Here is a 24,050-nt window from a genome sequence, read left to right on the forward strand (position 1 = left end):
GCAGATGGGGTGGACTGCGTGTCGCCGTGCCTCAGGCGCATCGCGCGATAGCCAGGCGACGTGCGGGTCTGGCTGCCGTCTGCGCGTCCGGGCGATGTGCTGCGATCTCCCGTCATCCGGATTCAAGAGTGGCCCGCCTGGGCCGATAACGAACGCGACCGCTTGCGTCGATCACGTGCGCTGTCGTGTGCGTTGGTCATCATGACAGTCGCATCACCTCGGAACATGGGCGTTTGGCCTGAAATTCCGCTGGATTCCATCGCCATCCAACCGTGGGAGTGCTTGAAATGCCGCAGCAACCAGCAAGCCGCCACGTATGCGCAGATGGCAGCGGCTTGGCGTGCGCACGTTGCGGCCCGTCCTCGACGTGATGACGCGATGAGCATGTGCGTGGTCCGATGGCGACATGGGCTCGCCGCGTTTGCCTTGCTGCTGGGCAGTGTCATGGCGTCGGCGCAGCCGCAGCCGTGGAAGACGATCGAAGCGGCGACCATCGACGACCCGGTGGTCGCCTTGCAGATCGCACAGGGCGCACTGCAGCGGGCTAGCGGGGACCACGACGTGGAGGCCGAGTTCTGGGCCTTGCTGGCGCAGGCGCGCGTGCTTATTTCGCTGGAAGACAGCGAACGCCGCCAGGTGGCGCTGACGCAGGCGCGCGGAAAGCTCGACCAGCTGCACGGCAGCACCTCGCAGGCGCAGCTGTGGCTGGATATCGTGCAGGCGCTCAGCGACGTGCGCGAAAACCCCAATCGCGTCATGGTGGCGCGGCTGGAAGCGCTGCGCCAACGGGCCAGCGCGCTGGGCCGCAACGATCTGCTGTGCGAAGTCGAGGCGGTCGACATGTGGAGCATGCTCGCCTCCGGCAGCAGCGATGAATCCTGGAGTGCGGCGCAGGCCAGCTATCAATGTGCGGCGCGCGAAAAACTCCTGGGGCTGGAGCTGGATGCGTTGACGCAACTGGGCGCATTGGCCAGCCGCGTCGGTGGTCGGCCCGCCGAAGACAGCGAAACCGAAGACTATCTGCAGCGTGCGCTTTCACGCCTGCACGACCAGCCGGCGCGCTTCCAGCGCAGTCTGATCGAATACGAGTTCGGCACTGCCTTGGCAACCAGGCAACCCGAAGCGGCGCTGCTGCATTTCAGGCGCGCCTTGGCGCTCAGCCGCGAACTGCGCGACCAGGCCGGCGTGGCTGCGGCGCTGACCAGCGCCAGCGAAGCCCTGATCGAAACCGGCGATGCCGCTTCTGCATTGACGATGGCGCGCGAAGCCCTGCCGTTGATGCAGCAGCAAGGCAATATCGGGCGCGTTGCGGCGTGTCATGCCGTCTTGCTGCAGGCCTTGATCGCGTTGAAGGCTGAGGGCCTGGACGCCGAAATCGTCGCCGCCAAGGCCGCGGACGATCCCAACCTGACCTTGAACCGTCGTGCGCAACTGGTGGACGCGATCGCCCAGGCGCTGGCATTCCGCGGCCGCCATGCAGAGGCCTACCAGGAACTGCAACGCGCCAACGCGCTGCGCGCGCAGAGCCTGGACCGCCAGCGCGATACGGTGATGTTGCGGTTGCAGGCGCGCTACGAAGACGCACGTCGCGGCGCCGAAACGGCCGAGCTGCGCCGCCGCAGCGAGACCGCGCAGCTGGCACTGCAGGCGCGCGAAGCGGGCCAGCGGACGCTGTGGATCGCGTTGTGCGCGGCCTGCCTGTTGCTGCTCGGTGCACTGGTGGTGCTGGCCTTCGGCGCACGGCACCGCCGCCAGTTGTCGCGGCTGGCGATGCGCGATGAACTCACCGGTCTGCCCAACCGGCGCGCCATTCGCACCGAGGCGCAGCAGCAGATCGAGCAGGCCTTGCGCTCGCACACGCCGGGCATGCTGGCATTGATCGATCTGGATCACTTCAAGCAGATCAATGACGTGTATGGGCACGCCACCGGCGATGCGGTGCTCAAGGCACTGGCCAGTGCGTCCCGGCTCGCCTTGCGCGCGCAGGATCGCCTGGGCCGCCTGGGCGGCGAAGAATTCCTGCTGGTGCTGCCGGGCTGTGGCGAAGAGGAGATTCCCGCGGTGTTTACGCGCCTGCGCAGCGCGGTGGCAGCGATCGACATCGCCGGCCTGCCGCCCGACCAACCGGTGCGCTTTTGCATGGGCGCGGTGCGCATCGTCGCCGACACCGGGCTGGATGTGTTGCTGAGCCAGGCCGATCTTGCGTTGTACGCCGCCAAGACCGCTGGGCGCGATCAATGGGCGGTGTGCTGATCCTGGTGCACGCACCCGCGCTGCGACATCGAGGCGATGCTGCGGCACAATCTGCCGGCCGATGGCGACCGCTGGTTGCCGTGAACCGATCGAACGACCCAGGACCGCATGCGCACCGATAGCCGCCTTTCCCGCATGTTGCACGTGTTGCTCCACATGGCCAGAAGCCCGCAGCCGATGACCTCCGAGCAGATCGCCAGCATGCTGTCGACCAATGCGGTGGTGGTGCGCCGGACCATGGCCGGGCTGCGCAGTGCCGGCTATGTGCAATCCAGCCGCGGGCACAACGGCGGTTGGCAGATCGGCTGCGATCTCGCGCAGGTGACGCTGCTGGATGTGCATCGCGCGGTTGGCGGCCCGCACCTGTTTGCGATCGGTGCCGATCACCCGAATCCGCAATGTGGGGTGGAGCGTGTGGTCAATGCGGCAATCGCCGATGCGCTGGCCCACGCCGAAGCGCTGCTGTTGCAGCGCCTGGGCACGGTGACGCTTGCCGCACTGGCGAGCGAGTTCGATGCCTTGTGCAGCGCGAGGGCGCCATCTGGCGGCAACGCGGCGGGCAAGCGCACGCGGCAGCGCTGAATCGGGTCACTGGATGCGCGGCGCGATACCCGTGGTGTCTGTCGTCGTCGATTAATGTAACATTGAAAGATACATTAATCGGTGTCGGCACCCAAGAGCGACCATGCAGCACGAGGTGATCATCATTGGCGGCAGTTATGCAGGGCTGTCAGCCGCCCTGCAGTTGGCGCGGGCGCGACGCCGCGTCTTGCTGGTGGACAGCGGCCGGCGGCGCAATCGTTTTGCCGAAACCTCGCATGGCTTGCTGGGCCGCGATGGCGCATCGCCTGCGCGCATCGCCGATGAGGCGCGTGCGCAGGTGCTGTCGTATGCCAGCGTGCAGTGGGCTGACGGCGAGGTGGTCCAGGTCCGCGGGCAGGCGGATGCGTTCGAGGTCGTCTTTGCCGATGGCAGCGTGCATGCCACTCGCCGGCTGATTCTGGCCATGGGGGTGGTCGATCGTCTCCCTGCGCTGGCCGGTCTGGCCGAACGTTGGGGCAGGCAGGTGTTCGTGTGTCCGTATTGCCATGGCTACGAACTGCAGCAGGGGCGCATCGGTGTGATCGCGACCTCTGCGCTTGCTGCGCATCAAGCCGCCATGCTGCCGGATTGGGGCCCTACTTGGCTGTTCTTGAACGACACGCTGGTGCCGGACGAATCCCAGCGGGCGCAACTGGAGACGCGCGCGGTGCATGTGGTGACCGGCGCAGTGGCGGCGCTGCAAGGCGAGGGCGATGTGCTGGAGCTGGTGCTGCACGACGGCCAGAGGTTCGCGTTGGACGGGGTGTTCATCACCACCCAGACCGAGATCAGTCCGTTGGTGAGGCAGCTTGGATGTGCCACCAGCGAGGGGCCTTTCGGTCGCCTTCTCGCTGTGGACGCCATGCAGGCAACGACGGCGCCGGGCGTATTTGCCTGTGGCGATATCGCAAACCCGGCCGCATCGGTGGTGTTGGCGGCAGCCGGCGGCGCGATGGCCGGCGTTGCAACGCATCGCAGCTTGATCTTCGGCCTGGGTAGCTGACGATTGCGCCGGTAGCGACGCGCGTGCACGCCAGCGGTGTGCGGGCTGCGACTCAGCGCCGCATCCCCGACCGACGCAGGTCCTGCATTGGAATCCTGTGCCTGGCGAAAAACAGCAGTGCAAGAGCGCCGCAGCCGGTGACGAATGACGGCCAAGCCCACCTGACGACTTCGCATTGGTTGGTCGCTCTGAGTGGGGGGGCGCGTAAACTTCGCTGCCATGTGGATAGAAATTCAGCTTGAAAACACCTCGTCCATCACCGCCGCCGGCCTCTGAACGCAAGAGTTCACGCCTGATTGACTGGCTCGTGCGCGGCGTGGTTGGTATGGCGGTGATCGCATGTTGCGGACGTTTTTGGCTATTGGGTGAGGCAGTCTTCGAAGGGCGCTATGTCAGCGTTATTCGTGGCCGGCCGGCACGGATCTTTCTGGTCGACAGCGACCCGCATCGCTTCTGGATTGCTGTTGGCTGGGATGCACTGCTGAGCTGCGTACCGTTGCTGATCGTCGGCGGGTTTGCATATGCAAGTTGGCGCGCGCGCCGCCACGTGCGGTGATGGCACGGTTGGCGGCGATTGCAGTCTTCGTGCTGCATGACCCGGCGTGTGCGTGGCCACCGATCATGCGACGTCGCTGCCATCCGACACCCAGCGGTTAAGGCGCGGCGGCAGGCAATCGTCTGCAGCGTGCAAATGCTGGTGCGCGGCGCAAACGGCGTGTCGGGCAAACAGCGCTGACCAAAAGCAGGCCGGATTCGCATCGGCCTCGCGGCGCTCGCGCATCCATCAATGCGCTTTTTGCTTGCGCGCAGGTCGCCGCGCACCGTGCCTGGGCCAGGTGTCGTAGCTGTAGACGAACTGCTTCTGGTCGGCCCCCACGGTCGGGTCGCAATGCCAGGAACCGGCGACACCGCCGGGTTCCAGCACGCCGCCGATCTCGCGTACCGCCTGCGCTTCGAAGGCGCAGATGGGCCCGTAGACGGCCACATCCCAGTCTGGTCGCGACGTTGGATGCGCGTGCTGTACCAGCACGACGTCGCTGCCATGGAAGCGATGGACCTGCGCGGCATGTTGGCGATCGGTGCTGAAGTAGCAGGGTGCACCGATGCTCAGTACCACGACGTCGCCGTCGCGCGATACCGCGCACTTGCCCTGGTGCTCGCCCAGGCGGATCACACGCCCGCCCACCGTTGCGGTGGTCACCGGATAGCGCGTGGTCACTTCCGACATCGGCTGTGATGCTGCGCTTGCCGATGCCGTCTGCGCGTGTGTTGGTGTCGCAGTGACCGGCAGTAGCCAGACCAGCAGGGCAATGATCAAATGGGCGCGCATGCAACGTCCGTGTCGAGGGCGCGGCAGTATCGCAGATCCCGCCGGCGGCACGCTGCAACCGCCGCGGTAACCGTCATGCCGGCCTCGCGTGATCATGCAGTGCGCATGCGTGCCGCGAGTGCACGCTGTCTTGCATTCGCCACGCGATGATCGCGCGGGCCGTATCGCCAGCGTCAATGGCGTGGAGGCACCACTCAGCGCCGTGCAGGCAAGCTCGCCAGCACGCCATCCAGGGCAAGTTGCGTGGTGAAGCCGGCCTTGGCCAGGCGCTTGCTCACTTCGTTGGGCACATCGCGCCCACTGGTGAGCTTGTTCGGCGCGCCGGTGTAATGAAACAGCCGCCCGCCTCGGCGCAACACGCGTGCCAGCTGACCGTAGAAAACCTGCGAATACAGCTCGCCCGCAATGCCGAAGCGGGGCGGGTCATGCAGGATGGCATCGACCGAATCGTCGGCCAGCGTGGCGATGTGCTGCGCGATATCGGCATGGGTCAGCTGCAAACGCCCGCCGGCAGCGGCGCCCTGCGGATCTGGCGACCACGGGTTGAGCGTGCGCAGCCACAGCACGTCGGCATTCTTTTCGAACGAGAACAGCTGCGCGACCCCGGCCTCCAGGCAGCAGGCGGCGAAGTAGCCCAGGCCGCCGCAGGTGTCCAGCACGATCTTGCCGCGCGGATCCACCAGCGCCACCTTGCGCCGCGCATCCTCGAATGGGGATAGTTGCGCGGACGGCAGCATCTTGATGCCATCGATCTCGAACGTGGGCGCGCCCCATTCGGTGGGCACCAGCTTGATCAATGCGCCGCTGTAGCGCGAGATCGGCGCGAAATCCTCGCCATCCCAGAAGTACAGCGTGCGCTCCTTGAGTTTGCCCGGATAGGGATAACCGCGGCCGCGCCATTGCCAGGTCTGTGCATCGAGCTGGGCAGTGTCGGTACTGCGGCCCAGGTCGAGCGAGCCGGTCCAGTGAGTCAGACCACTGCCGCGCGCGGCAAGCAGGGCTTGGGCATCGGCGAGAACGAGTAGGGGGCCGGAGTAGTGGGGCACGGCTGACAGCTCTGTGTGCGGCGTGCGGCACGTGCCGCACCGCTGCAAGGAAGGGAGCGGCATCGTAACCGACCTGTTGCGGCATCTGCTGCCGGGCCACCACCATGCGCTCGCCACCGAGGTCGACTGCCCGCGCCGTTTCGCTGACACACGCTGCAACGCATACTGCAGGCAGTCCGTATCGACACCTCGTCGGATCGGCGTCAACCGTGGAGTGTGGGCAATGCTGAAAGGTGTGTTGTTGGGGTTCGCCTGCTATGCGGCCTATTCGATCAGCGATGCGTTCGTGAAACTGCTCGAGGGCACGCTGCCGGTCTATGAAGTGCTGTTTCTCGGCGCGCTGCTGATGCTGCTGGCGGTGCCGTTCCTGAAAAAGCCCGACGACCAGCTGCGCGAGCTGGTGATGGCCAAGCAGCCGGCACTGTGGCTGCTGCGTGCGCTCACCGGCGCCATCGGCAATCTCACCTCGGTGATCGCCTTCACCACCTTGCCAATGGCCGAAGCATTCGCGCTGATCTTCCTGATGCCGATCTTCGTCACCGTGCTGTCGGTGATCTTCCTCAAGGAAGAAGTGCATTGGCGGCGATGGTCGGCGGTGATCGTCGGGTTCATCGGCGTGTTGATCGTGCTGCGCCCTGGATTTCGTCATCTCACCCACGGGCATGTGGCGGCCATCGTGTGTGGCCTGGTCGGCGCCATCTCGGTGATCGCCTTGCGCATGGCCGGCCATAGCGAGAAGCGATTGACCTTGTACGGCGCTGGCGTGATCGGCCCGTTGGTGATGGGCGGGATCATGATGTTGCCGAGCTTCGTCTGGCCCACGCTGTCCCAGTGGGGCTTGTTGGCCGGCTACGGCTTGCTCGCCGGGCTGGCCGCCATCTGCATGATGTACGCCACGCGCATGGCCCCGGTCAGCCTTGTCGCACCGACCCAATACAGCCAGATGCTATGGGCCATCGCCTTCGGCTACCTGCTGTTTCACGATCATCTGGACTGGCCGATGGCCGTGGGCATCGCGCTGATCCTGGGCGCCGGTCTGTTCACCCTGGTGCGCGAGGAACAGGTGTCGCGTTGGTGGCGGCGAACCAAGATTGTTTGACGGCGGGGATTGGGGAGTCGGGATTGGGGATTTGTAACAGCGTTAGTCGACTTGACGTGCAGCTTTGCTGCTTTTCGAATCCCTAATCCCGGCTCATTCAGCGCGGCTGCCGCCAGCCTTCAACGATGCGTTGATAGTCGCCGCTGGCCTTGCTCAGGTGCAGCCATTGGTCCACATAGGCTTTCCAGGCGTGGTCGTCGCGCGGGAGCAGGAAGGCTTTTTCGCTGTATTGCAGCGGTTGCTCCGGTGCGATGGCGCACAGGCCTGGCAGCCTTGCCTGCTGATACAGCGCTTCGGAGGCGTCGGTGATCATGACGTCTGCGCGATGCGCCAGCAGTTCCTGAAAGATGGTGGTGTTGTCGGCGAACAGCCGCAACGTGGCCTGCGGTAACTGGCGGTGCGCGAAAGCCTCGTTGGTGCCGCCCGGTGGTTCGATGAGGCGCACCTCCGGCCGGTTGAGCTGTTCCAGACTGCGGTAGCGCGCCTGGTCGGCGCAGCGCACCAGTGGAATCTTGCCGTCCACATCCAGTACCGCGCTAAAGCTGGCCTGGCGTTGCCGCTGCAAGGTGATGGAGATCCCGCCGACCGCGATATCGCAGCGGTCGGCCAGCAAGTCCGGCATCAGTTGCGGCCAGCTGGTGCGCACCAGGCGCACGCGTGCGTCCAGGCTGGCGGCCAGCGACTGCACCAGGTCGATGTCGCTGCCTTCGAACTGCCCGTCGCCGCGCAGCAACGAATAGGGACGGTAGTCGCCGGTGGTGCATACGCGCAGCACCCCCGATTGCAGCACCGCATCCAGGCGCGACGCCGGTGTGGCGGCGTGCGCCGTGCCGCAGCTCAACAACAATGCAAGGCAGATGCGATGGCGCATGGCATGGTCTCGGCGAGGTCTGGGCATGATAGCGGTGGCTGCGGCGGCCTGCGCTGCAAGGCGTCGCATGCGCGCCAGGTCAGGCTTGCTTACCGGCTTGGACGTGGCCGTCTGCGGTTGTGGATGCGCGACCGCGCAAGAGGGCCTTGTGCGCCGTGCGATGTCGAGTGTGATCATTCGCGCCATGCCGACTGCGCCACGTCAACAGCATGTCACGCAAGCTCATTGCAGGCTCACGGCGGAGTAGCGCGATGCAGCCTAGCGTTAACGCTCCTGTCGAATTCCATCGGAGCTGCTCATGCATCTGAATCCACGCACCGCGCGCACCATGACCAACGCCGACGCCGCTGTTCTGGCACATGGCACGCCCGATCCCGATACCAACGAAGAAGACACGCCGCTGGAAGAACAGCCGCCGCAACGCGGTGGCCTGAACGATGAGGTGGGCGACCCGGAGCAGGAGGACGACGGAGCGCTGCCGGGGCGGGTAGGCGGCGGCCTTGCGGGTGGTTGAGTACTGACGGTGCGACTGCGCTGGTATGAGCTCTACCTGCCGTCACCGTGACAGCACGTCGCATGCCGGTCCCACTTGTCGGCGCGTGTCTTTCAAGACACGGGCGTCCACGCCTGTACCGCGTTTTGTTCTCTTGATAGTAGCGCCAACGAAGAGTAGGTCAGTGTCGCGTTTGGCCCTGCTTCCTGTTGGCCATTTTTTTCGCCTGGCGTCGTGTCTCTGCGTGCTCGTCCTCCGTCTTGTGCGCTCGACGTTGTGCGCTAGATGCTGCTTGTCACGCGCGCGGTCGGGGAAGCGGGCGCGAGCATGGCACGCGCATGCTGTGTGCGGCTGCGCTGCAATGGGGCAGCACTAGCAGCGCCGTGGTGTGATCTGAGGCGCAGCTGCAGGCTCGATCTATTGCATGTGGTGCTGTTGGCGTCGTCATCAATGCCGTGCACTGCCTTGCTGCCCGGCGATGACCTCGCGACAACGGGCATTGCGGCAAGCGATCCGTCAGCGCAGTTCCGACCGGCACGAGTTGGCGAATCAGGCGGGCGCGAGCCAGCTGTCCGATGCGCAGCGACTGGGTACCCGGGTGCCCAATGCGCACAGCGCCCACGCGTTCGGTGCTTGTCTCGACAGTGGGTGTCTACACGCCACCACCGACGCACCATGATGGGGCGAGCTGCCCACCATGCGCCGGCGCATCCATGCCCTTGCGGTTGCCGCGGCGCAAACCCCTGGTATGCGTCGGCGCGATCTCGTATTTTTGACGGCTTGTTCACTTGCCGGTGCCGTGCCCATGTCTGACCCGTCCGCGCCCGATCATCTGCAACGCAGCCTGTCCAATCGCCACCTGCAGTTGATCGCCATCGGCGGGGCGATCGGTACCGGCCTGTTCATGGGCTCTGGCAAGACGATCAGTCTGGCCGGGCCGTCGATCCTGTTCGTCTATCTCATCATCGGCGCGATGCTGTTCTTCGTGATGCGCGCAATGGGCGAACTGCTGCTCTCCAACCTGGAATACAAGTCGTTCATCGATTTTTCCACCGACCTGCTCGGGCCGTGGGCCGGGTTTTTCTGCGGGTGGACATACTGGTTTTGCTGGATCATCACTGCCATTGCCGATGTCATTGCCATTGCGGCCTATGCGCAGTTCTGGTTTCCGGGATTGGCGCCGTGGGTTCCCGCGATCTTGTGCGTGTTGTTGCTGCTGAGCCTGAATCTGGTCACGGTGAAATTGTTCGGCGAGATGGAATTCTGGTTTGCGCTGATCAAGATCATCGCCATTGCCGCGTTGATTATCACCGGCGCCGGGCTGGTGGCCTGGGGCTTCCGTTCGCCATCGGGCAACGTGGCCTCGCTGTCGAATCTGTGGAACGACGGCGGCATGTTCCCCATGGGCATCGGCGGGTTCTTTGCCGGCTTCCAGATTGCGGTGTTCGCCTTCGTCGGTATCGAGCTGGTCGGCACCACGGCTGCAGAAACCGCCGATCCGCGCCGCAATCTGCCCAAGGCGATCAACTCGATCCCGGTGCGCATCTTGATTTTCTATGTGCTTGCGCTGATCGCCATCATGGCGGTGACGCCGTGGCGACAGGTGGTGGCCGACAAGAGCCCGTTCGTGGAGTTGTTCGTGCTGGCCGGCGTGCCGGCGGCAGCGAGTTTGATCAACTTCGTGGTGCTGACCTCGGCCACCTCCTCGGCCAATAGCGGCATCTTTTCCACCAGCCGCATGCTCTACGGCCTGGCCGAAGAACAGCATGCGCCCAAAGGCTTTGCCAAGCTGTCGCGCGCGGCGGTGCCGGCGCGCGGCCTGCTGTTTTCCTGCCTGTGCCTGCTGCTGGGCGCGATGCTGGTGTATCTGATTCCCAACCTGGTCACTGCGTTTACGCTGGTCACCACGTTGTCGGCGGTGCTTTTCATGTTCGTGTGGTCGCTGATCCTGTGCGCCTACATCGCCTACCGCCGCAAGCGCCCGGAGCAGCACGCCGCCTCGGCGTTCAAGATGCCCGGCGGCGTGCTGATGTGCTACGTCTGCCTGGCATTCTTCGGCTTCGTCATCGTGCTGCTCACCCTGCAGGACGACACGCGTCAGGCATTGCTGGCCAGCCCGGTGTGGTTCCTGCTCCTGACCATTGGCTATGCAGTCAAACGCCGCGGGAACCGGCAGCGTTGAGCGATCGGTGCGAACTCATCGCGTGTGCAGCGTGCGGCGGTGACCGCACGCTGCGAGCCATCATGGCGATGCGCGTGGCCGGTGGATCATTCACCGCTTGGGTCAGGATGCGCCGCTTCGCCTTTCTCTGCCGGGCTCGGTGACGCGATGGCCGCCCCGGCGGGCACACGCTGCAACGGAATCTGTTTCTTTGCTTTCCATTCCGGCGTGACCGGCAGACCGTAGTGCTGAAAGAGCTTGGCGACGTTTTCGAGATGGTCTGACGTTCGGTCGGCATATTCGCTGAATCGCCCCGAATCGTTATCGATGCAGAGCTCGCCTTCCGTGTTGTAGTACAGGGTACCGCTGATGCGCGCCTCCGGTATGCGGCGATTTTCCTGCCAGGGTGTCTTGTTCCATGGTTGGCCGCCCACGAGGGTGACATGGCCTTGCGCGTATGGCTGTTTCTTCTTGCGCGCGTCCTTGCTTGTCATCGGCTCGTCCAGGACCACGCCAGGATGCCCTTCGCCGATGACCAAGCTGCCATTGCTGGCGATGTTCCATTTGTACTCCACCTTCTTGTCGCGCAGATCGTCCAGGCGCAGGCGCTGAGCCAGTGGCGTACTGGGCGGGACGTCGGTTGCAGTCTGTCCGCGGAACGTCGGGGTGCTTCTGATGCGATCGATGGCGTCCTCGCTCAGCCCAAGATCGTTGGATAGCTTGGCTGGATCGAGACGATGCAGCGTCTTCAGTGCCGGACCGGTCGAGACGAACAGGCGTGTTGGATTGATCTTGACGTGCTCGGGAGCCTCCGTTATTTCCTGAGCCTGGATCGGCGTCCGGTGGGTACCGTCTTTTAGAAGCTTTCCGCGCGCAGGCTGGGTGCTGCCGAACAGCGTATCGAGATGGCTGCTGTCTGCGACGAACGCCGGCGATCGCCCCTTGGCTGATGCGCTTCGGCGCAGGCGGGGCAGCTCGCGAAGCTGGGAATGGACGCCGATTTGGATGTCGTCGCACACCGCTGGGGCATGTCGCGGATCCACATGACCGACAGGCTCGTGTAGCCCGCCAGACGCCGAGCCGGAGATCTTCATGCGCGTACTCCTGGAATGCGTGAGCGGAAAATGTAAGACAGCCAGAAACTGCATACCGCGCACAGCAGAATCGATGTGCGATTTGGCGAACGCTTTCGCTGCCTTGCAGAAACCGCACGGCGAATTGCAGGTGTGACCAGGGACGGCCGTCGTCGCCGTCGCCGATGGGCATGTGCCGGCGTTGACGCCATGGTGGACGCGGAGGATGCTTGGGCTCTTTCATCTCACCGTCGATGCATGATCACGATCCACCCGATTGCTGGAACCCGGCACACCCCAGGTTGCTGGGTCGACCTGTGCCAGCCAAGCCCGCAGGAGCTGGCGCAAGCCGCTGAGAAAGTGGGGTTTGCCTTGCCTGATCGTGCGGCGATCGGCGAGATCGAATTCAGCAGCCGGGTGCGTCGCCAGGGCGATGTGTTGTTTCTCAATGTGCCGCGTTTCCAGGACGAGGACGGCCCCACGGCGCCTTTGGGGTTTGCGCTGTCGCCGACCATGCTGGTGACCTTGCGCGAGCAGCGCATCGGCTCGTTGGAGGACTTGACCGCGCGGCTGGAACACGAGCCTTGCCACAGCTCGGACGATTTGCTGTTACGCATGTTCGATCAACTGGTCGGGCGGCTGGCAGACCGGCTTGAGGCACTCGAAGCAGCGGTGACCGAGACCACGCGGCAGGTATTCGACAGCCCACACAAGACCAAGGATCTGGAGCGCATGTTGCACCAGGTCGGCGACATGGGCCGCCAGCTTGGCGGCCTGCACAACGCAGGGCAAGGCATGCTGCGCCTGGTCACCTATCTGGATGGCGCCGCCCCGGACTGGTTCGGGGCCGATGCAGCCAAACGCATCACCCTGCTGCACAAGGACCTGACCACCTTGAGCGAATTCCAGCAGCACATGGACGACCGCATCGAGTTCCTGCTCGACAGCGTGCTGGGCATGATCAACATGGACCAGAACAACGTGATGAAGGTGATGGCGGTGGCGTCGGTCGTCGGCATTCCGCCCACCGTGCTGGTCGGCATCTGGGGCATGAACTTTTCTTACATGCCCGAACTCAAGGGGCACGACCATTACTTCTGGGCGCTGGGCATCATCGCGCTGAGCGTAGTGGTGCCGCTGGCGTGGTTTCGCAAGCGTGGCTGGGTGTGACGCATCAGCGCCCGTAAACCGTGGGAGCGCTGCTGGGCGCGCTATGGCGTGACTGGGAAGGCGCTCGCGCCCGGGCGCGCTCCTACAACGTGTCGTTAGCGCAATCATCTGTTGCGCGCGGTTTCCAGACTAGGCAATGCCGAGCTGGTGCAGTTCGGTCGCCCAGCAGCTCGCGGCAGAATGCGGGAACCCCGTAGGAGCGCCCCCGGGCGCGATGTGGGGTTACCGGGAAGGCCCTCGCGCCCGGGGGCGCTCCTACGGGGTTGGCCGGAAAACTGCCCGGGTGCATGGCGTGCAACCGGGCAATGTGCAGTGCTTGCTGCTGTCGGGCGGCCTGGTCAGCCCTTGGCCTGGAAGCTGGCTTCTTCGTACGGCTGCACCACCACCCAGCCTTCGCCGGCAAAACGCATCTGCATGCTTTCGCCCGAGCCGCGGCCGAACAGCGTGCCGATCGAGACGTCGGTGACCAGCTCGGGGGTCAGCGTGCCGGACCAGGCGACCGTGGCGTTGGGGTCGGTGAACACCGGACCGCTGGCGGCGGTGACCGGCAAGGTCAGTGGCTCGTAGTGCGAGGTGATCGCCACGATGCCGTGGCCGCTCAGGCGCACATTGAACAGCCCGCCCGAGAGCATGCCGGCCACTTTGCGCATCATGGTGATCTTGTGTTCGACGCCCGATTCGAACGCCAGCACGTCGTTGCCGTTGACGAAGATCGCCTCGCCGTTCAAGCGCAGCAGCGTGATCATCTTGCCGACATCGGCCAGATACACGCGGCCCTGGCCTTCGGCCTTCATCAACTGCATGCCTTCGCCGCTCACGGCTTTTTTCAGCAGATTGCCCAGGCCCTGTTCCAGCAGTCCCTCGCGGGTGAACTTGACGTTGCCGGTGCGCGCCACCATGGCGCCGGCCTTGGACCACACCATGCCGTCGAGGCGCACTTCCAGCAGATGCGGGTTTTCCAGTTCGAACGGATCGGGGCTGACGTCCTTTTCCTTGGAATGGGCGAGAAATTCGTTGAGCGTGCGTACGGCCATGGGTCCGTCCTGGAGTGTAAAGAGTGCGCATGATACGCGGCCCTCTGCGGTGCAGTCGCGGGCCGGCACCGGGAGCCTAAGTGCTGCGCATCGCCGCACGCGATGACAGCGGCAATGTGGCGATCAGCAATCGCCCTCTACGCTTGCGGGCGAACCAGGTGCGGATCGAAGAGCTGCGCTCCACGCGGCTGCGCACACCATCAGAGCGCGTCGCCGGTGCGCAGGATCGCCATGGTGGCCCGTCTGCCACGGCTCGTGCGGGCAATGCCTCATCGCACGACTGCTCGCGACCTGTTGCCGGAAAATGCAGAGCGCGTCATTTTGCCGCGACGGCGGTACTGCGCATCGGTGACGTGCACCGTCCGAGACCCGCCGCCAATGATCCGACCCTGCCGCCGCCACGCACTGCGCGGCAGCGGCACCATCCTCAGCGCGCGGCCGCCTCGGGCTTGCGCACGCGCTTGGCGGGTGCGGCTTTGGCATCCTTGCCCGAATACAGGTTCAGCAGCATCAAGGTGACGCCGTTGGTCCAGCCGAAGCCGTCCTGCAAGGCGTATTCGCCACCGCCGCCGCCGGCCGCATCGGTTTCCAGGCCGTACTTTTCGACCAGCTTGTGCTCGCGTGCGAACAGCGCCTGTACCTGGGCCAGAAAACGTTCGCCAATGGTGCGTGCCAGCGCGTCTTCGCCGTAGCGCCGCAGGCCATCCACGGCCACCCATTGCAGCGGCGCCCAGCCGTTGGGTTCGTCCCATTGCTGGCCGGTCTTCACTGCGGTGGTCGCCAGGCCGCCGGGGCGAAGCAGCGTTCTACGCACGGTGCTGGCGGTGCGCTTGGCGTGATCGTCCGAGGCCAGGCCGGCGAACAGCGGGTACAGCGCGGCGGCGGTGACCTGGTTGCTCAGCGTGCGCGTCTGCCAGTCGTAGTCGGCGTAGTAGCCGGCGGCATTCCACAGATGCGCGTCGATGGCCTGCTTGCGCTGTTGTGCAAGTGCGGCGTAATCGCGGGTGCACTCTGCGCCGGCTTGCGTGCAGGCCTGCGCCAGCGTGCGCTCGAGGTGGTAGAGCAGGCTGTTGAGGTCGATCGGGAGGATAGCCGTGGTGCGGATGGTGCGCAGGTTCTGGCCGTCGGCCAGCCAGCGGCTGGTGTAGTCCCAGCCACTTTCGGCGCCGGCACGCAGGTCGCGGTAGACCTCGGCGGCCGGGCGGTCTTTCACTTCTGCGGCGGTACGGGTGTCGTGCAGCCAGGCCTCCGGGCGCGGGGTGTCGCGCTCGTCCCAATAGCGGTTGAGCACGCTGCCGTCGGCCAGGCGCACCACGTGGCGCGCGGCCTGGCCGGGCTGCAGGTCATCGCTGCCCTGCATCCAGTAGGCGTATTCCTTCTGCAACTGCGGCAGGTAGCGCTGATACACCGCCTCGCCTTCCACGCCGGCCTGTAGCTCCACCATGTAGGAGAAGAACGGCGGCTGCGAGCGGCTGAGGTAGTAGGTGCGGTTGCCGTTTGGAATATGCCCGTAGGTGTCGATCAGGTAGGCGAAGTTGTCCAGCATCTGGCGGCTGAGCGTGGTTTCGCCGCTCTTCACCAGGCCCAGCATGGTGAAGTAGGAATCCCAGTAATACACCTCGCGGAAGCGCCCGCCCGGCACCACATACGGATGCGGCAGCGCCAGCAGGCTGCTGTGCGGCGGCACGTGGTTCTGGCTGCGCACCAGCTTGGGCCACAGCAGGTCGATGTGCTCGCGCAGCGCGGTGTCCTGGCGGATCGCGTCGGTCTGCACCGGCGGCGATTCTTCGAAATTGGCATCCACGAACTTGCGCAGGTCGAAGCCGGGGTGATCGTGCTGCGCCAGATAGTCGGCATTGATCAGCGCCGGGTCGCGCAGCGGCAGGAAGTCGACAAAGTGCTTCTGGTCGTCGAACAGCTCACCGCGCTGCACGGCCTGGAACAGTTCCGGGTAGGCCAGGTCGGGCGTGGGCGGCGTGGGCGCCGGCGCATTGACGACCGGAGGGTCCAGCGGCGCGGCGGTCAGCGTGCCCGGCGCAACAAACATGCTCAGCGACAGGCCAAGCAGCGACGTGCAGCACGGGGGCGCGGCAGAACTCATGACATCTCCAGAACGGGCAGTGGCGTAGGGCATGGTAAACGACCGATGTGGCGGGCGGGACCGAGCGGGGTGCCGGCACGCCGACAGGCTTCGCACGGGGACGACTGGATTCAGCAAGCTGATCGGCGTGGTGCCGCAACGTGCGTCGGTCCAGGCATATCGGCGCGGCACTCAGGCAGCTTGAATTGTGGCGCGCCGGCATCCCTGCAGTCTGGCTGCTGCAAGATGCGCGCCAGTGACGTGCCGGAAGACCGCCACCTGCCCGCTTGCGCTAGCGCTCGTTCTTCAGCAGGCGCTGTAATTCCAGCGCATTGGAGGTGGCGCACCCGGCTGCGGTGTTGTCGAAGATCACCCAGCGTTCGGGCGGTGGCGGCGTGCTATCCGGGTGGCTGGCGCGCACCGTGGCGGCCAGCGCCTGCAGTGCGGTGTGCGCGTAGCTGCTGTAGTAGATACGCGGTGCGCCATGCCAGCGCCAGTAAAGCGGCGCAGCAGCCAGGCTCGGGAGGGAGGCCGCGGGCACCGGCGCCGGGTCGGCGGCGCAGCGTGCAATGCGATGGCGTGCCAGCAGCGCCTGCGCAGGTGCGGCGAACCAACTGGCGTGGCGTGGTTCGCAGACCACGCCGCCGTCCCAGCGCCGGCGCAGCATCGCGAAAAACCGCGAGGCCACCGCGGCATCGAAGGCCGCGCTGGGCGGCAGTTGCAGCAGCAGGCAGCCCAGTCGTGTTCCCAACGCGCCGGCCTGCGCCAGGAAGGCATCCAGCAGCGGCCCGGTGCCGTGCAGGCGCGCGTCGTGGCTGATGCTGCGCGGCAGCTTGACCGAAAAACGAAAGTCCTCCGGTACGCTGTCGGCCCATCGTGCGTAGGTGCTGGCGCGATGCGGGCGATAGAACGAGGAATTGATTTCCACCGCGTCAAAACGCGTGGCGTAGCGCTGCAACACGCTGGCGCCCTCGCCGAACTGTGCACGGTCGGCGGCAGGAATCGACCAGCCCGCGCAACCACAACGCACACGTGCAATGGCACCGGATGAACGAGCTGGCATGGCAGGCAAGCGGAGGGTGGCAGCACTCTATGCATGCGCGTGCGTCAGGATGTCGTGTGCATCGCGATCACGGGCGAATCACGCAGCGCTTCGATACTGGGCGCATGCCAGAAGGTCCCTCACTTGTCATCCTGCGCGAAGATACCCAAGCGTTTGTCGGTCGCAAGATCGTGCGCGTGTCCGGCAACAGCAAGCAGGACATCGCCCGTCTGGACCAGCAAAAAGTGCTGGCACTGCGCAGCTGGGGCAAACACTTCCTGATCGAATTTGCGCACTTCAGCGTGCGCATCCATTTCCTGCTGTTCGGCAGCTACCGCATCAACGAAGACAAGCCCAACGCGGTGCCGCGCTTGTGCCTGGAATTTTCCAATGGCCAGCGGCTGAACTTTTATGCCTGCTCGGTGCAGTTCATCGAGCGCCCGCTGGACGAGGTCTACGACTGGACGGCGGATGTGATGAACCCGCTCTGGGACCCAGCGCAGGCACGCCGCAAATTACGCGCCGCGCCGGCACTGCTGGCGGCCGATGCACTGCTCGACCAGACCATCTTTGCCGGCGTGGGCAACATCATCAAGAACGAGGTGCTGCATCGTATCCGCGTGCATCCGGAAAGCACCGTGGGCGCGCTACCGGCGCGCAAGCTGGGCGAACTGGTCACCCAGGCACGCGACTACAGTTTCGACTTCTACACCTGGAAAAAAGCCTTCGTGCTGAAGAAGCATTATCAGGTGCACACCAAGACCAGTTGCCCGCGCGACGGCGCGCCGCTGCAGTACCGCAAGCATCTGGGCAAGGCCGGGCGTCGCGCGTTTTTCTGCGAGGTCTGCCAGTGTCTGTACCGCGCCGACGAGGCCTGAGCTGCGCCGCGCCGCGGCCGGGAAAGCGGCGGGCGGACCGGGTAAGGCCTGCCGACGGATTGCGGTCACTCAGCACCAGCTCGCACTGGCCGAGACCTGCGTGCGCCTGTCGTTGGCTTGCCAGTGAGCGGATGGCGATGCGTCTTCGGTGGGAGCGCTGGCGTACCGGTGCAACAGCGTTCGGGCAGATGCACTGCGCGGTTGGGCGTCGCCGGGTGCGCAGTTTTTCGCGGTGCTGGCGGTTGGCCTGCGCATCGCATGGCCGGCGATGTGCCTTGCCTGTTTCGGATGCTGGTGTCGACAGCGGCGCGCCCGCTGTTTGGCCCGTGGCGCACTGGCAATTCGCTTGCGCAACCTGCGGCGCAATGTGAATGGCGGCTGGCCCTGCCTGGCCAAACAACGAATTCCAAACGCGCGCCGGCGCGGCGCCGGCTAGATTTGCGCGTCGCACACCAGGGTTCGCCGTGTGCGGCATCGGCACTCTCATCTCATCGGTCTCCCGCATTGTGATTACCCGCAGGAAGGAAGCGCTTGTCCCGCATGTCGCCGCTGTCGCATGCACGGGCGCCATCCTGTTCTTTCTTGCCTGCCTGTTGCTGTACATGCCGCCGCCGCGCGAAACCGCGCAACACGAGGACACGTTGCAGGTGTATTTCGTGCCGCGGCCGCAACAGACGCCGCCGGCACCGCAGCAACCGCCGCAGGAGCCCGAGCGCAAACCGCGCGTTGCATCGGCCGCGCGTGCGACGCCGCCGGCCACGCACACGCCGCCACCGCCGCGGGAGCCGGCCGCCGCCACTGCCCCTGCCAGCGATTCGATGTCGGCCCAGCTGTATACCCGTGACGGGCGCCTGCGCATGGCGCAGGTGGACCCCATGGCGCAGACCGGCAGTGCGGTGCCGCCGGGGATGGCCGACGAACGCGCGCAGGCCAAGGCGCGCAAGATCATGGAGCGGGTCAACCCGGTGCAGTACCAGCAAACCCGCTTCGCCAAGGACTGGAAGAGCGATGGCACCCTGGGCGATGTGGCGGTGCAGGAAATGAATCGCGGCATGAAGAAGTTCAACGACATGCTCAACGGGCCGCAGACCCAGGTTGCCAAGGCGCGGCCGCCGCCGGATGTGCGCTTCAATCCCGCGCTTGCCGGCAATCAGGCCGAGATGGGCAGCGAGGCGACGGGCGATGCCTATAAATCGGCGCCGATTGCGCATGAAACGCTGCCCGACCTCAAGGGTGAAGCCAGCCGTCGCATCCGCGAGGCATTGGCGGCGCTGGAACAGCGCAGTGCGCGTTGCGATGCCTCCAGGCGCACATCGCTGTTGTCGCCGGTACGCACGCACCTGTCGGATCTGGAACGCGCCGAGCACGCCTTGAACAACGGCGCCGACCCGGTGATGGCCGCACAGATGTTGCCGCGTCAGGCCGACAGCGCCTACGACCTGGCCCGCCGCGCGCTGTGGTACGCCGATCGCCAGTTGAAGCAGTGCGCGCTGGGGTGAGGGTACGTCTGCGACGCAGCAGACCGGTTCGCAGGCCTCAGGCCAGACTCTGCCGGTAACGGTCCTTTTCTGCGCTCAGCGCGACCTCGGCACGTAGGAACACCTGGCCGATCGGCTCGTCCGGGGCAGTGGATTGCGCTTGGCCCAACAAGACGGTCAGGCCCAGCGCATGTTGTTGCTGGGCGATCTCGCGCAGGCTCTGCAAGGTGCGCTCGGCGTCGGGGCCGCGCAGCACGGCGATGAATTCCGCACTGTCGGTGACGCGGTCGATGCTGTTGCCTGGCCCCTGCACCAATGCCGCGAAGGCCTGGTCGAGCTGCTGCAGGTTGCGCCCGAGCAGACGTTCGCTCTGGCGCTCGGCCAGTGCGGCCAATTCCTGCACTTCCAGAATCACCAGGTGATAACCCGTGTCGGCAACGGCCTGGCTGGCGACCGGGACGACAGGCTGCAGGATGGCATCGCGCTCGAGTTGCAGCTCGCGCTTGCGCTCGTCGAGCAGGCGCATGGCCACCCGTGCAAGCGCCTGCAGGCCGGTGCGCTGCAACTCGGTGAGCGTGCGTGGCTCGGTGTCGAGCACGCAGACCGTGCCCAGTGCAACGCCTTCTTCGGTGACCAGCGGCATGCCGGCATAGAACCGCGCGCCGGTGTCGCCGGTGACCACCGAGATATCGGCAAACCGGCTGTCCTTGCGCAAGTCGGGTACTTCCATCAACTGATCGGGGCTGCGGATGGCGTGGTCGCACACTGCCTGGCTACGTTCGGTCTGCTGCAGGCCCAGCCCCAGCCGCGCCTTGAACCATTGGCGGTCGCGGTCCACCAGCGACATCAGCGCGATCGGTGTGTCGCACAGGGACGCGGCAACCTGCACGACGTCTTGATAGGTGTCCTCCGGCAGGCTGTCGACGATGCGATAGCCATCCAGGACGTGTTGGCGAGAGGATTCGTCAGCCACGGGCATGTCTTTCATCGAATAAGCCAGGCAAGCGCGAACGCGAAAGCCGCAAGCATACCGGCAGCGCCGGTAACGTGGCGTGGATGCCGCCCCGCGGAGCGCGCAGCGTGAGACACCAACACCGCATGCCGACAACGACCGCGTGTGTCGTGGTTGCGTGCCGAGCGGGCAGGGCTGCCATGGCGAACTCGCTACAGGCAAGGTGTTCGACACGTGCTGGGTGTACCGCCCGCTCTGGCGAGTTTTTCGCCCGGGCCGTCTGCAGCAAGATTGCACAGCGGCAGACGGGCCCACCCGGCAGTGGCGAGCCAGTGCGATTGCTGCTTCAACAGCACAGCGCATGACAGGCACTCTGCCGTATCCCTGCTGCTGTCGAGCACGCCTGCAGGCCGCGATCACAGGGCAGCAGTGCATGTGCCCCTGGTGCTGTCGCGCCACAACCACGCGGGAACACTCGCGGTGGCGACGCTCGTTCGGGCAACGACTGACGCGGCGGACAACCACACGCCGCATCACACATGACCCCCGCCGGCACCGGCCACGCTGCATGCAGCAGCGCAGCCGGTGTCGCAGGTGCGATCAGCGCTTGACCGGCTTGCCGTCCACGTCCAGCACCTGCACTTGGCCCAGTTTGAGTGCACGCACCGGGGCTTCGATCTTCTTCAGGTCGCCGACGATCACCCAGGTCATCGCCTCCGGCTTGATGATTTCCTTGATGGCCTTTTGCGCGGCCGGCTGGTCGATCGCTTCCAGGCGCGGCTTGAGCGTCTGCACGTAGTCGTCGGGGCGGTCGAACTGCACGATGCCTTCGATCGCGCCGAGCACCGCACCGGTGGTTTCGAAGCTGCCGGGCAGGGCGCGGATGCGCTGGTTCTTGATCTTCTCGATTTCCTCGCTGGTCAGCGGCTTGTCGCCGATGATGGCGGTGGCTTCCTTGAAGATCTCGTTGGCCGATTCGGCGGTCTTGTCGGTCTGCACCGGTGCCGAGAACAGATATGGCCGCTGGCCCTGCGCGTCCATCATGCGGGTGCCGGCGCCATAGGCCCAGCGCTTGTTCTCGCGCAGGTTCATGTTCAGGCGCGAGGTGAAGGTGCCGCCGAAGGCGCCATTGGCCACGCCGATCGCCAGGTTGTCCGGCGCCTTGGTCGACGGTGCGAGCAGGCCGGCCAGAATCACCGACTGCGGCGCATCCGGGCGGTTGATCAGGTACACGCGCGGCTTGGGCTGCGCGGCGACCTGGACCAGGTTCTTCTTCGGCAACGGCGTGGCAGGCGCCTTCCAGTCACCGAAGGCGGCATCGAGCTGGGGGATGATCTGCGCCAGCGTGGTATCGCCGGCCACCAGGATGCGCAGGTTGTCCGGGCGCAGCCACTGGCTGTGGAAATTCTGCAGATCCTGCGCATTGAGGCTCTTGATCGCCGCCTCGGTCCCGCTACCGGTGAGCGGGATGCCGTACGGGTGCTGGTTGCCGAACAGCAACGGCGGCAACGCCCGCAGCGCCAGGCTGTTGGGCTGGGTCTTTTCCTGGGCAATGCCGGACAGCCACTGGCCGCGGACGCGTTCGATGTCGGCGGCCTTGAATGCCGGGTTGCGCACGATGTCGGAGAACAGCTGCAGCGAGGGCTGCAGCTGGTCGTTGAGCGCATCCAGCGAAGCGCTGCAGCTGTCCAGATCGCAGCCGACCGCCGTGATCGCGCCCAGGCGCTGGCGGCGCTGCGCCACTTCCACCGAATCCAGTGCGGTGGTGCTCTCGTTCATCAGCGCGGCACTGAAGCTGGCGGTGCCGAGCTTGTGGCCCTGGTCGGCGGCGTAGCCGGCGTCGAACAGCAACTCCACCTGGGTGACCGGGATGGTGTGGCGTTCGGCCAGGATCACCTCGATGCCGTTCTTCAACTTGCCGCGCTGCAGCTTCGGAAAGCTCAGGTCCGGGAATCGATCGGTCTGCGGCACGCCCTTGCTGCGGTCCAGCGTGGAGGCGGTGACCTTGAACGTGCCCGCGGCCGGCAGCTTGGGCGCCGGCTTGCCGGGTTCTTCGCCACGTGCCACCACCGCCTTGTCTTCGGCGGCCGGGTCGAAGTCCTTGCCGGCCGGCAGCACGGTCAGCAGGTAATCGCCCTTGCCGAACCAGGTGGCCGAGGCCTGCTTGACGCTGTCGGCGGTGGCGGCCTGGGCGCGCTGCAGATCTTTCTTGTAGGCGCCGGGGTCGCCGCGATAGACCTGGCCCTCGGCCAGGATCACCGCCTTGCCGGTGAAGCCGCCGACCTTTTCCAGCCCGCGCACGAAGCCGGCGCGGTAGGCCACCTGCGCGCGCTGCAGTTCGTCGGCGGTGGGGCCCTGGGCGATGAATTTCTTGAGTTCTTCGTCGATGATTGCCTCGACCTTGGCCGGGTCCACGCCGTCCTTCACGTCGGCCTGGATCTGTACCTGGCTGGACAGCGCGAACGGCTGCACCGAGGCGGAGACGTCGTCCACCAGATTGTCCTGATAGACCAGGCGCTGATACAGCCGCGAGGTCTTGCCGCCGCCGAGCACGGTGGTGGCCAGATCCAGCTGGATGAGGTCGTCGGTGCCCAGTTGCGGTGCGGCCCAGGTGCGGTAGATGCGCGGCTGCGAGACATGGTCGTGCTGCACGCCGCGCTTCTGCGCCGCCAGCGGGGTCACCCACGGCTGCTGGCGCGCCACCGGCTTGCCGGACGGGATATCGCCGAAGTACTGCAAGGCCTTGGCGCGCGCCTGCGCCACGGTGATGTCGCCGGCCAGTACCAGGGTGGTGTTGGCGGCGCCGTAGTTGTCGTTGAACCACTGTTTGACGTCGGCCAGCGAGGCCGCGTCCAGGTCTTCCATCGAGCCGATGGTGTCGTGCTGGTAGGGATGGTTGGCCGGGAATAGGTTGGACAGGATGTTCTGGTCCACGCGGCCATACGGGCGGTTCTCGCCCTGGCGCTTTTCGTTCTGCACCACGCCGCGCTGGGTATCGAGTTCCTGCTGGCCGATCGCACCGAGAAGGTGGCCCATGCGGTCCGATTCCAGCCACAGTGCGGTATCCAGCGCGGTGGTCGGCACGGTCTCGAAATAGTTGGTGCGGTCGAACCAGGTGGTGCCGTTCATGTCGGTGGTGCCGACCTTTTCCAGCGGCGCGAAGAAGCTGCCCTTGTTGTTTTCCGAGCCGGAGAACATCAGGTGCTCGAACAGGTGGGCAAAGCCGGTCTTGCCGGCCGGCTCGTCGCCGGAGCCGATGTGGTACCAGATGCTCACCGCCACCACCGGCGCCTTGTGGTCTTCGTGCACCACCACGGTCAGGCCGTTGGGCAGGGTGAAGCGGGTATAGGCGATATCGGGAATGGCGCTGCTGGCCGCGCTCTTGGACAGGCTGGCCGGGGCGGCAGCAACGGCGGGGGCAACGGAACCGGCAGCGACGCCAAGCACACCGGCGATCAACAGGGACAGCGGACGCAGCATGTGACACTCCAGGACAGGGCAATCG

At 65.6% G+C, this 24,050-nt stretch carries 19 protein-coding genes; 10 read left to right on the top strand and 9 right to left on the bottom strand.

Translation table 11 applies throughout. The features are described from left to right. Window positions 1-378: 378 nt before the first annotated feature. From ACCQ07_RS03080 to ACCQ07_RS03095, 4 genes are all read left to right on the top strand, one after another. Window positions 379-2,253 carry a GGDEF domain-containing protein gene (locus tag ACCQ07_RS03080; RefSeq protein ID WP_372363777.1) on the top strand — a complete coding sequence of 625 codons (1,875 nt, stop codon included), beginning with the start codon at window positions 379-381 and terminating at the stop codon, window positions 2,251-2,253. Window positions 2,254-2,361: 108 nt separating this feature from the next. Then, the gene (locus ACCQ07_RS03085) at window positions 2,362-2,835 is read left to right on the top strand and encodes an Rrf2 family transcriptional regulator (RefSeq protein ID WP_011346273.1); all 474 of its coding nucleotides are present in this window, start codon (window positions 2,362-2,364) and stop codon (window positions 2,833-2,835) included. Window positions 2,836-2,938: 103 nt separating this feature from the next. After that, window positions 2,939-3,838 carry an NAD(P)/FAD-dependent oxidoreductase gene (locus ACCQ07_RS03090; protein ID WP_338340051.1) on the top strand — a complete coding sequence of 300 codons (900 nt, stop codon included), beginning with the start codon at window positions 2,939-2,941 and terminating at the stop codon, window positions 3,836-3,838. Between the two features lie 361 nt (window positions 3,839-4,199). Then, a complete protein-coding gene (locus ACCQ07_RS03095) occupies window positions 4,200-4,394 on the top strand; it encodes a hypothetical protein (RefSeq protein WP_029818569.1) in 195 nt (64 codons plus the stop codon). 228 nt (window positions 4,395-4,622) lie between these two features. On the opposite strand, the gene ACCQ07_RS03100 is transcribed toward ACCQ07_RS03095, so the two are convergent. Next, window positions 4,623-5,168, bottom strand: coding sequence for a hypothetical protein (locus tag ACCQ07_RS03100; RefSeq protein ID WP_372363778.1), 546 nt, complete (start codon window positions 5,166-5,168; stop codon window positions 4,623-4,625). A 194-nt stretch (window positions 5,169-5,362) separates the two neighbouring features. After that, the gene (locus tag ACCQ07_RS03105; protein ID WP_277569666.1) at window positions 5,363-6,277 is read right to left on the bottom strand and encodes a class I SAM-dependent methyltransferase; all 915 of its coding nucleotides are present in this window, start codon (window positions 6,275-6,277) and stop codon (window positions 5,363-5,365) included. Window positions 6,278-6,437: 160 nt separating this feature from the next. On the opposite strand from ACCQ07_RS03105, the gene ACCQ07_RS03110 reads away from it, so the two are divergent. Continuing rightward, window positions 6,438-7,313 (top strand): DMT family transporter, encoded by an 876-nt coding sequence (locus ACCQ07_RS03110; RefSeq protein ID WP_031420908.1) that lies wholly within the window; start codon window positions 6,438-6,440, stop codon window positions 7,311-7,313. 97 nt (window positions 7,314-7,410) lie between these two features. On the opposite strand, the gene ACCQ07_RS03115 is transcribed toward ACCQ07_RS03110, so the two are convergent. Beyond that, window positions 7,411-8,184: a transporter substrate-binding domain-containing protein gene (locus tag ACCQ07_RS03115; RefSeq protein ID WP_372165151.1), complete on the bottom strand. Its 774-nt coding sequence runs from the start codon at window positions 8,182-8,184 to the stop codon at window positions 7,411-7,413. Window positions 8,185-8,482: 298 nt separating this feature from the next. On the opposite strand from ACCQ07_RS03115, the gene ACCQ07_RS03120 reads away from it, so the two are divergent. Together ACCQ07_RS03120 and cycA are read left to right on the top strand one after the other, a co-directional pair. Beyond that, entirely contained in the window at window positions 8,483-8,698 is a 216-nt protein-coding gene (locus ACCQ07_RS03120; protein WP_011346280.1) for a hypothetical protein, read from the top strand. A gap of 784 nt (window positions 8,699-9,482) precedes the next feature. Further along, window positions 9,483-10,859, top strand: coding sequence for a D-serine/D-alanine/glycine transporter (gene cycA / locus ACCQ07_RS03125; RefSeq protein WP_218496657.1), 1,377 nt, complete (start codon window positions 9,483-9,485; stop codon window positions 10,857-10,859). Between the two features lie 86 nt (window positions 10,860-10,945). Here the strand turns inward: cycA and xopV are convergent, their stop codons facing one another. Then, window positions 10,946-11,932 carry a XopV/AopV family type III secretion system effector gene (gene xopV, locus ACCQ07_RS03130; RefSeq protein WP_372165153.1) on the bottom strand — a complete coding sequence of 329 codons (987 nt, stop codon included), beginning with the start codon at window positions 11,930-11,932 and terminating at the stop codon, window positions 10,946-10,948. Window positions 11,933-12,169: 237 nt separating this feature from the next. Between xopV and ACCQ07_RS03135 the strand changes: the two genes are divergently transcribed. Further along, complete coding sequence (locus tag ACCQ07_RS03135; protein ID WP_372162574.1) at window positions 12,170-13,081, top strand: CorA family divalent cation transporter; 912 nt, start codon at window positions 12,170-12,172, stop codon at window positions 13,079-13,081. 338 nt (window positions 13,082-13,419) lie between these two features. Here ACCQ07_RS03135 and ACCQ07_RS03140 read toward each other — a convergent pair whose 3' ends face one another. The 3 genes from ACCQ07_RS03140 to ACCQ07_RS03150 form a co-directional block, all read right to left on the bottom strand. Next, window positions 13,420-14,115: an AIM24 family protein gene (locus ACCQ07_RS03140; protein ID WP_218504852.1), complete on the bottom strand. Its 696-nt coding sequence runs from the start codon at window positions 14,113-14,115 to the stop codon at window positions 13,420-13,422. Window positions 14,116-14,542: 427 nt separating this feature from the next. Further along, window positions 14,543-16,216 (bottom strand): alpha,alpha-trehalase TreA, encoded by a 1,674-nt coding sequence (treA, locus tag ACCQ07_RS03145; protein ID WP_371893392.1) that lies wholly within the window; start codon window positions 16,214-16,216, stop codon window positions 14,543-14,545. 271 nt (window positions 16,217-16,487) lie between these two features. Further along, complete coding sequence (locus ACCQ07_RS03150) at window positions 16,488-17,258, bottom strand: DUF72 domain-containing protein (RefSeq protein WP_372363780.1); 771 nt, start codon at window positions 17,256-17,258, stop codon at window positions 16,488-16,490. Between the two features lie 104 nt (window positions 17,259-17,362). Between ACCQ07_RS03150 and ACCQ07_RS03155 the strand changes: the two genes are divergently transcribed. Together ACCQ07_RS03155 and ACCQ07_RS03160 are read left to right on the top strand one after the other, a co-directional pair. Continuing rightward, window positions 17,363-18,115, top strand: a complete 753-nt coding sequence (locus ACCQ07_RS03155) for a DNA-formamidopyrimidine glycosylase family protein (RefSeq protein WP_372353726.1) — start codon at window positions 17,363-17,365, stop codon at window positions 18,113-18,115. Window positions 18,116-18,708: 593 nt separating this feature from the next. Then, window positions 18,709-19,614 carry a hypothetical protein gene (locus ACCQ07_RS03160; RefSeq protein ID WP_171309880.1) on the top strand — a complete coding sequence of 302 codons (906 nt, stop codon included), beginning with the start codon at window positions 18,709-18,711 and terminating at the stop codon, window positions 19,612-19,614. 37 nt (window positions 19,615-19,651) lie between these two features. Here the strand turns inward: ACCQ07_RS03160 and ACCQ07_RS03165 are convergent, their stop codons facing one another. Continuing rightward, on the bottom strand, window positions 19,652-20,581 hold the full coding sequence (locus ACCQ07_RS03165; protein WP_008577841.1) for a GAF domain-containing protein: 930 nt from the start codon (window positions 20,579-20,581) through the stop codon (window positions 19,652-19,654). A 564-nt stretch (window positions 20,582-21,145) separates the two neighbouring features. After that, window positions 21,146-24,025 (bottom strand): M16 family metallopeptidase, encoded by a 2,880-nt coding sequence (locus tag ACCQ07_RS03170; RefSeq protein ID WP_008577842.1) that lies wholly within the window; start codon window positions 24,023-24,025, stop codon window positions 21,146-21,148. Window positions 24,026-24,050: the final 25 nt, after the last annotated feature.

This window comes from Xanthomonas sp. NCPPB 3583 (assembly GCF_041475715.2).
GTDB lineage: Bacteria > Pseudomonadota > Gammaproteobacteria > Xanthomonadales > Xanthomonadaceae > Xanthomonas > Xanthomonas euvesicatoria.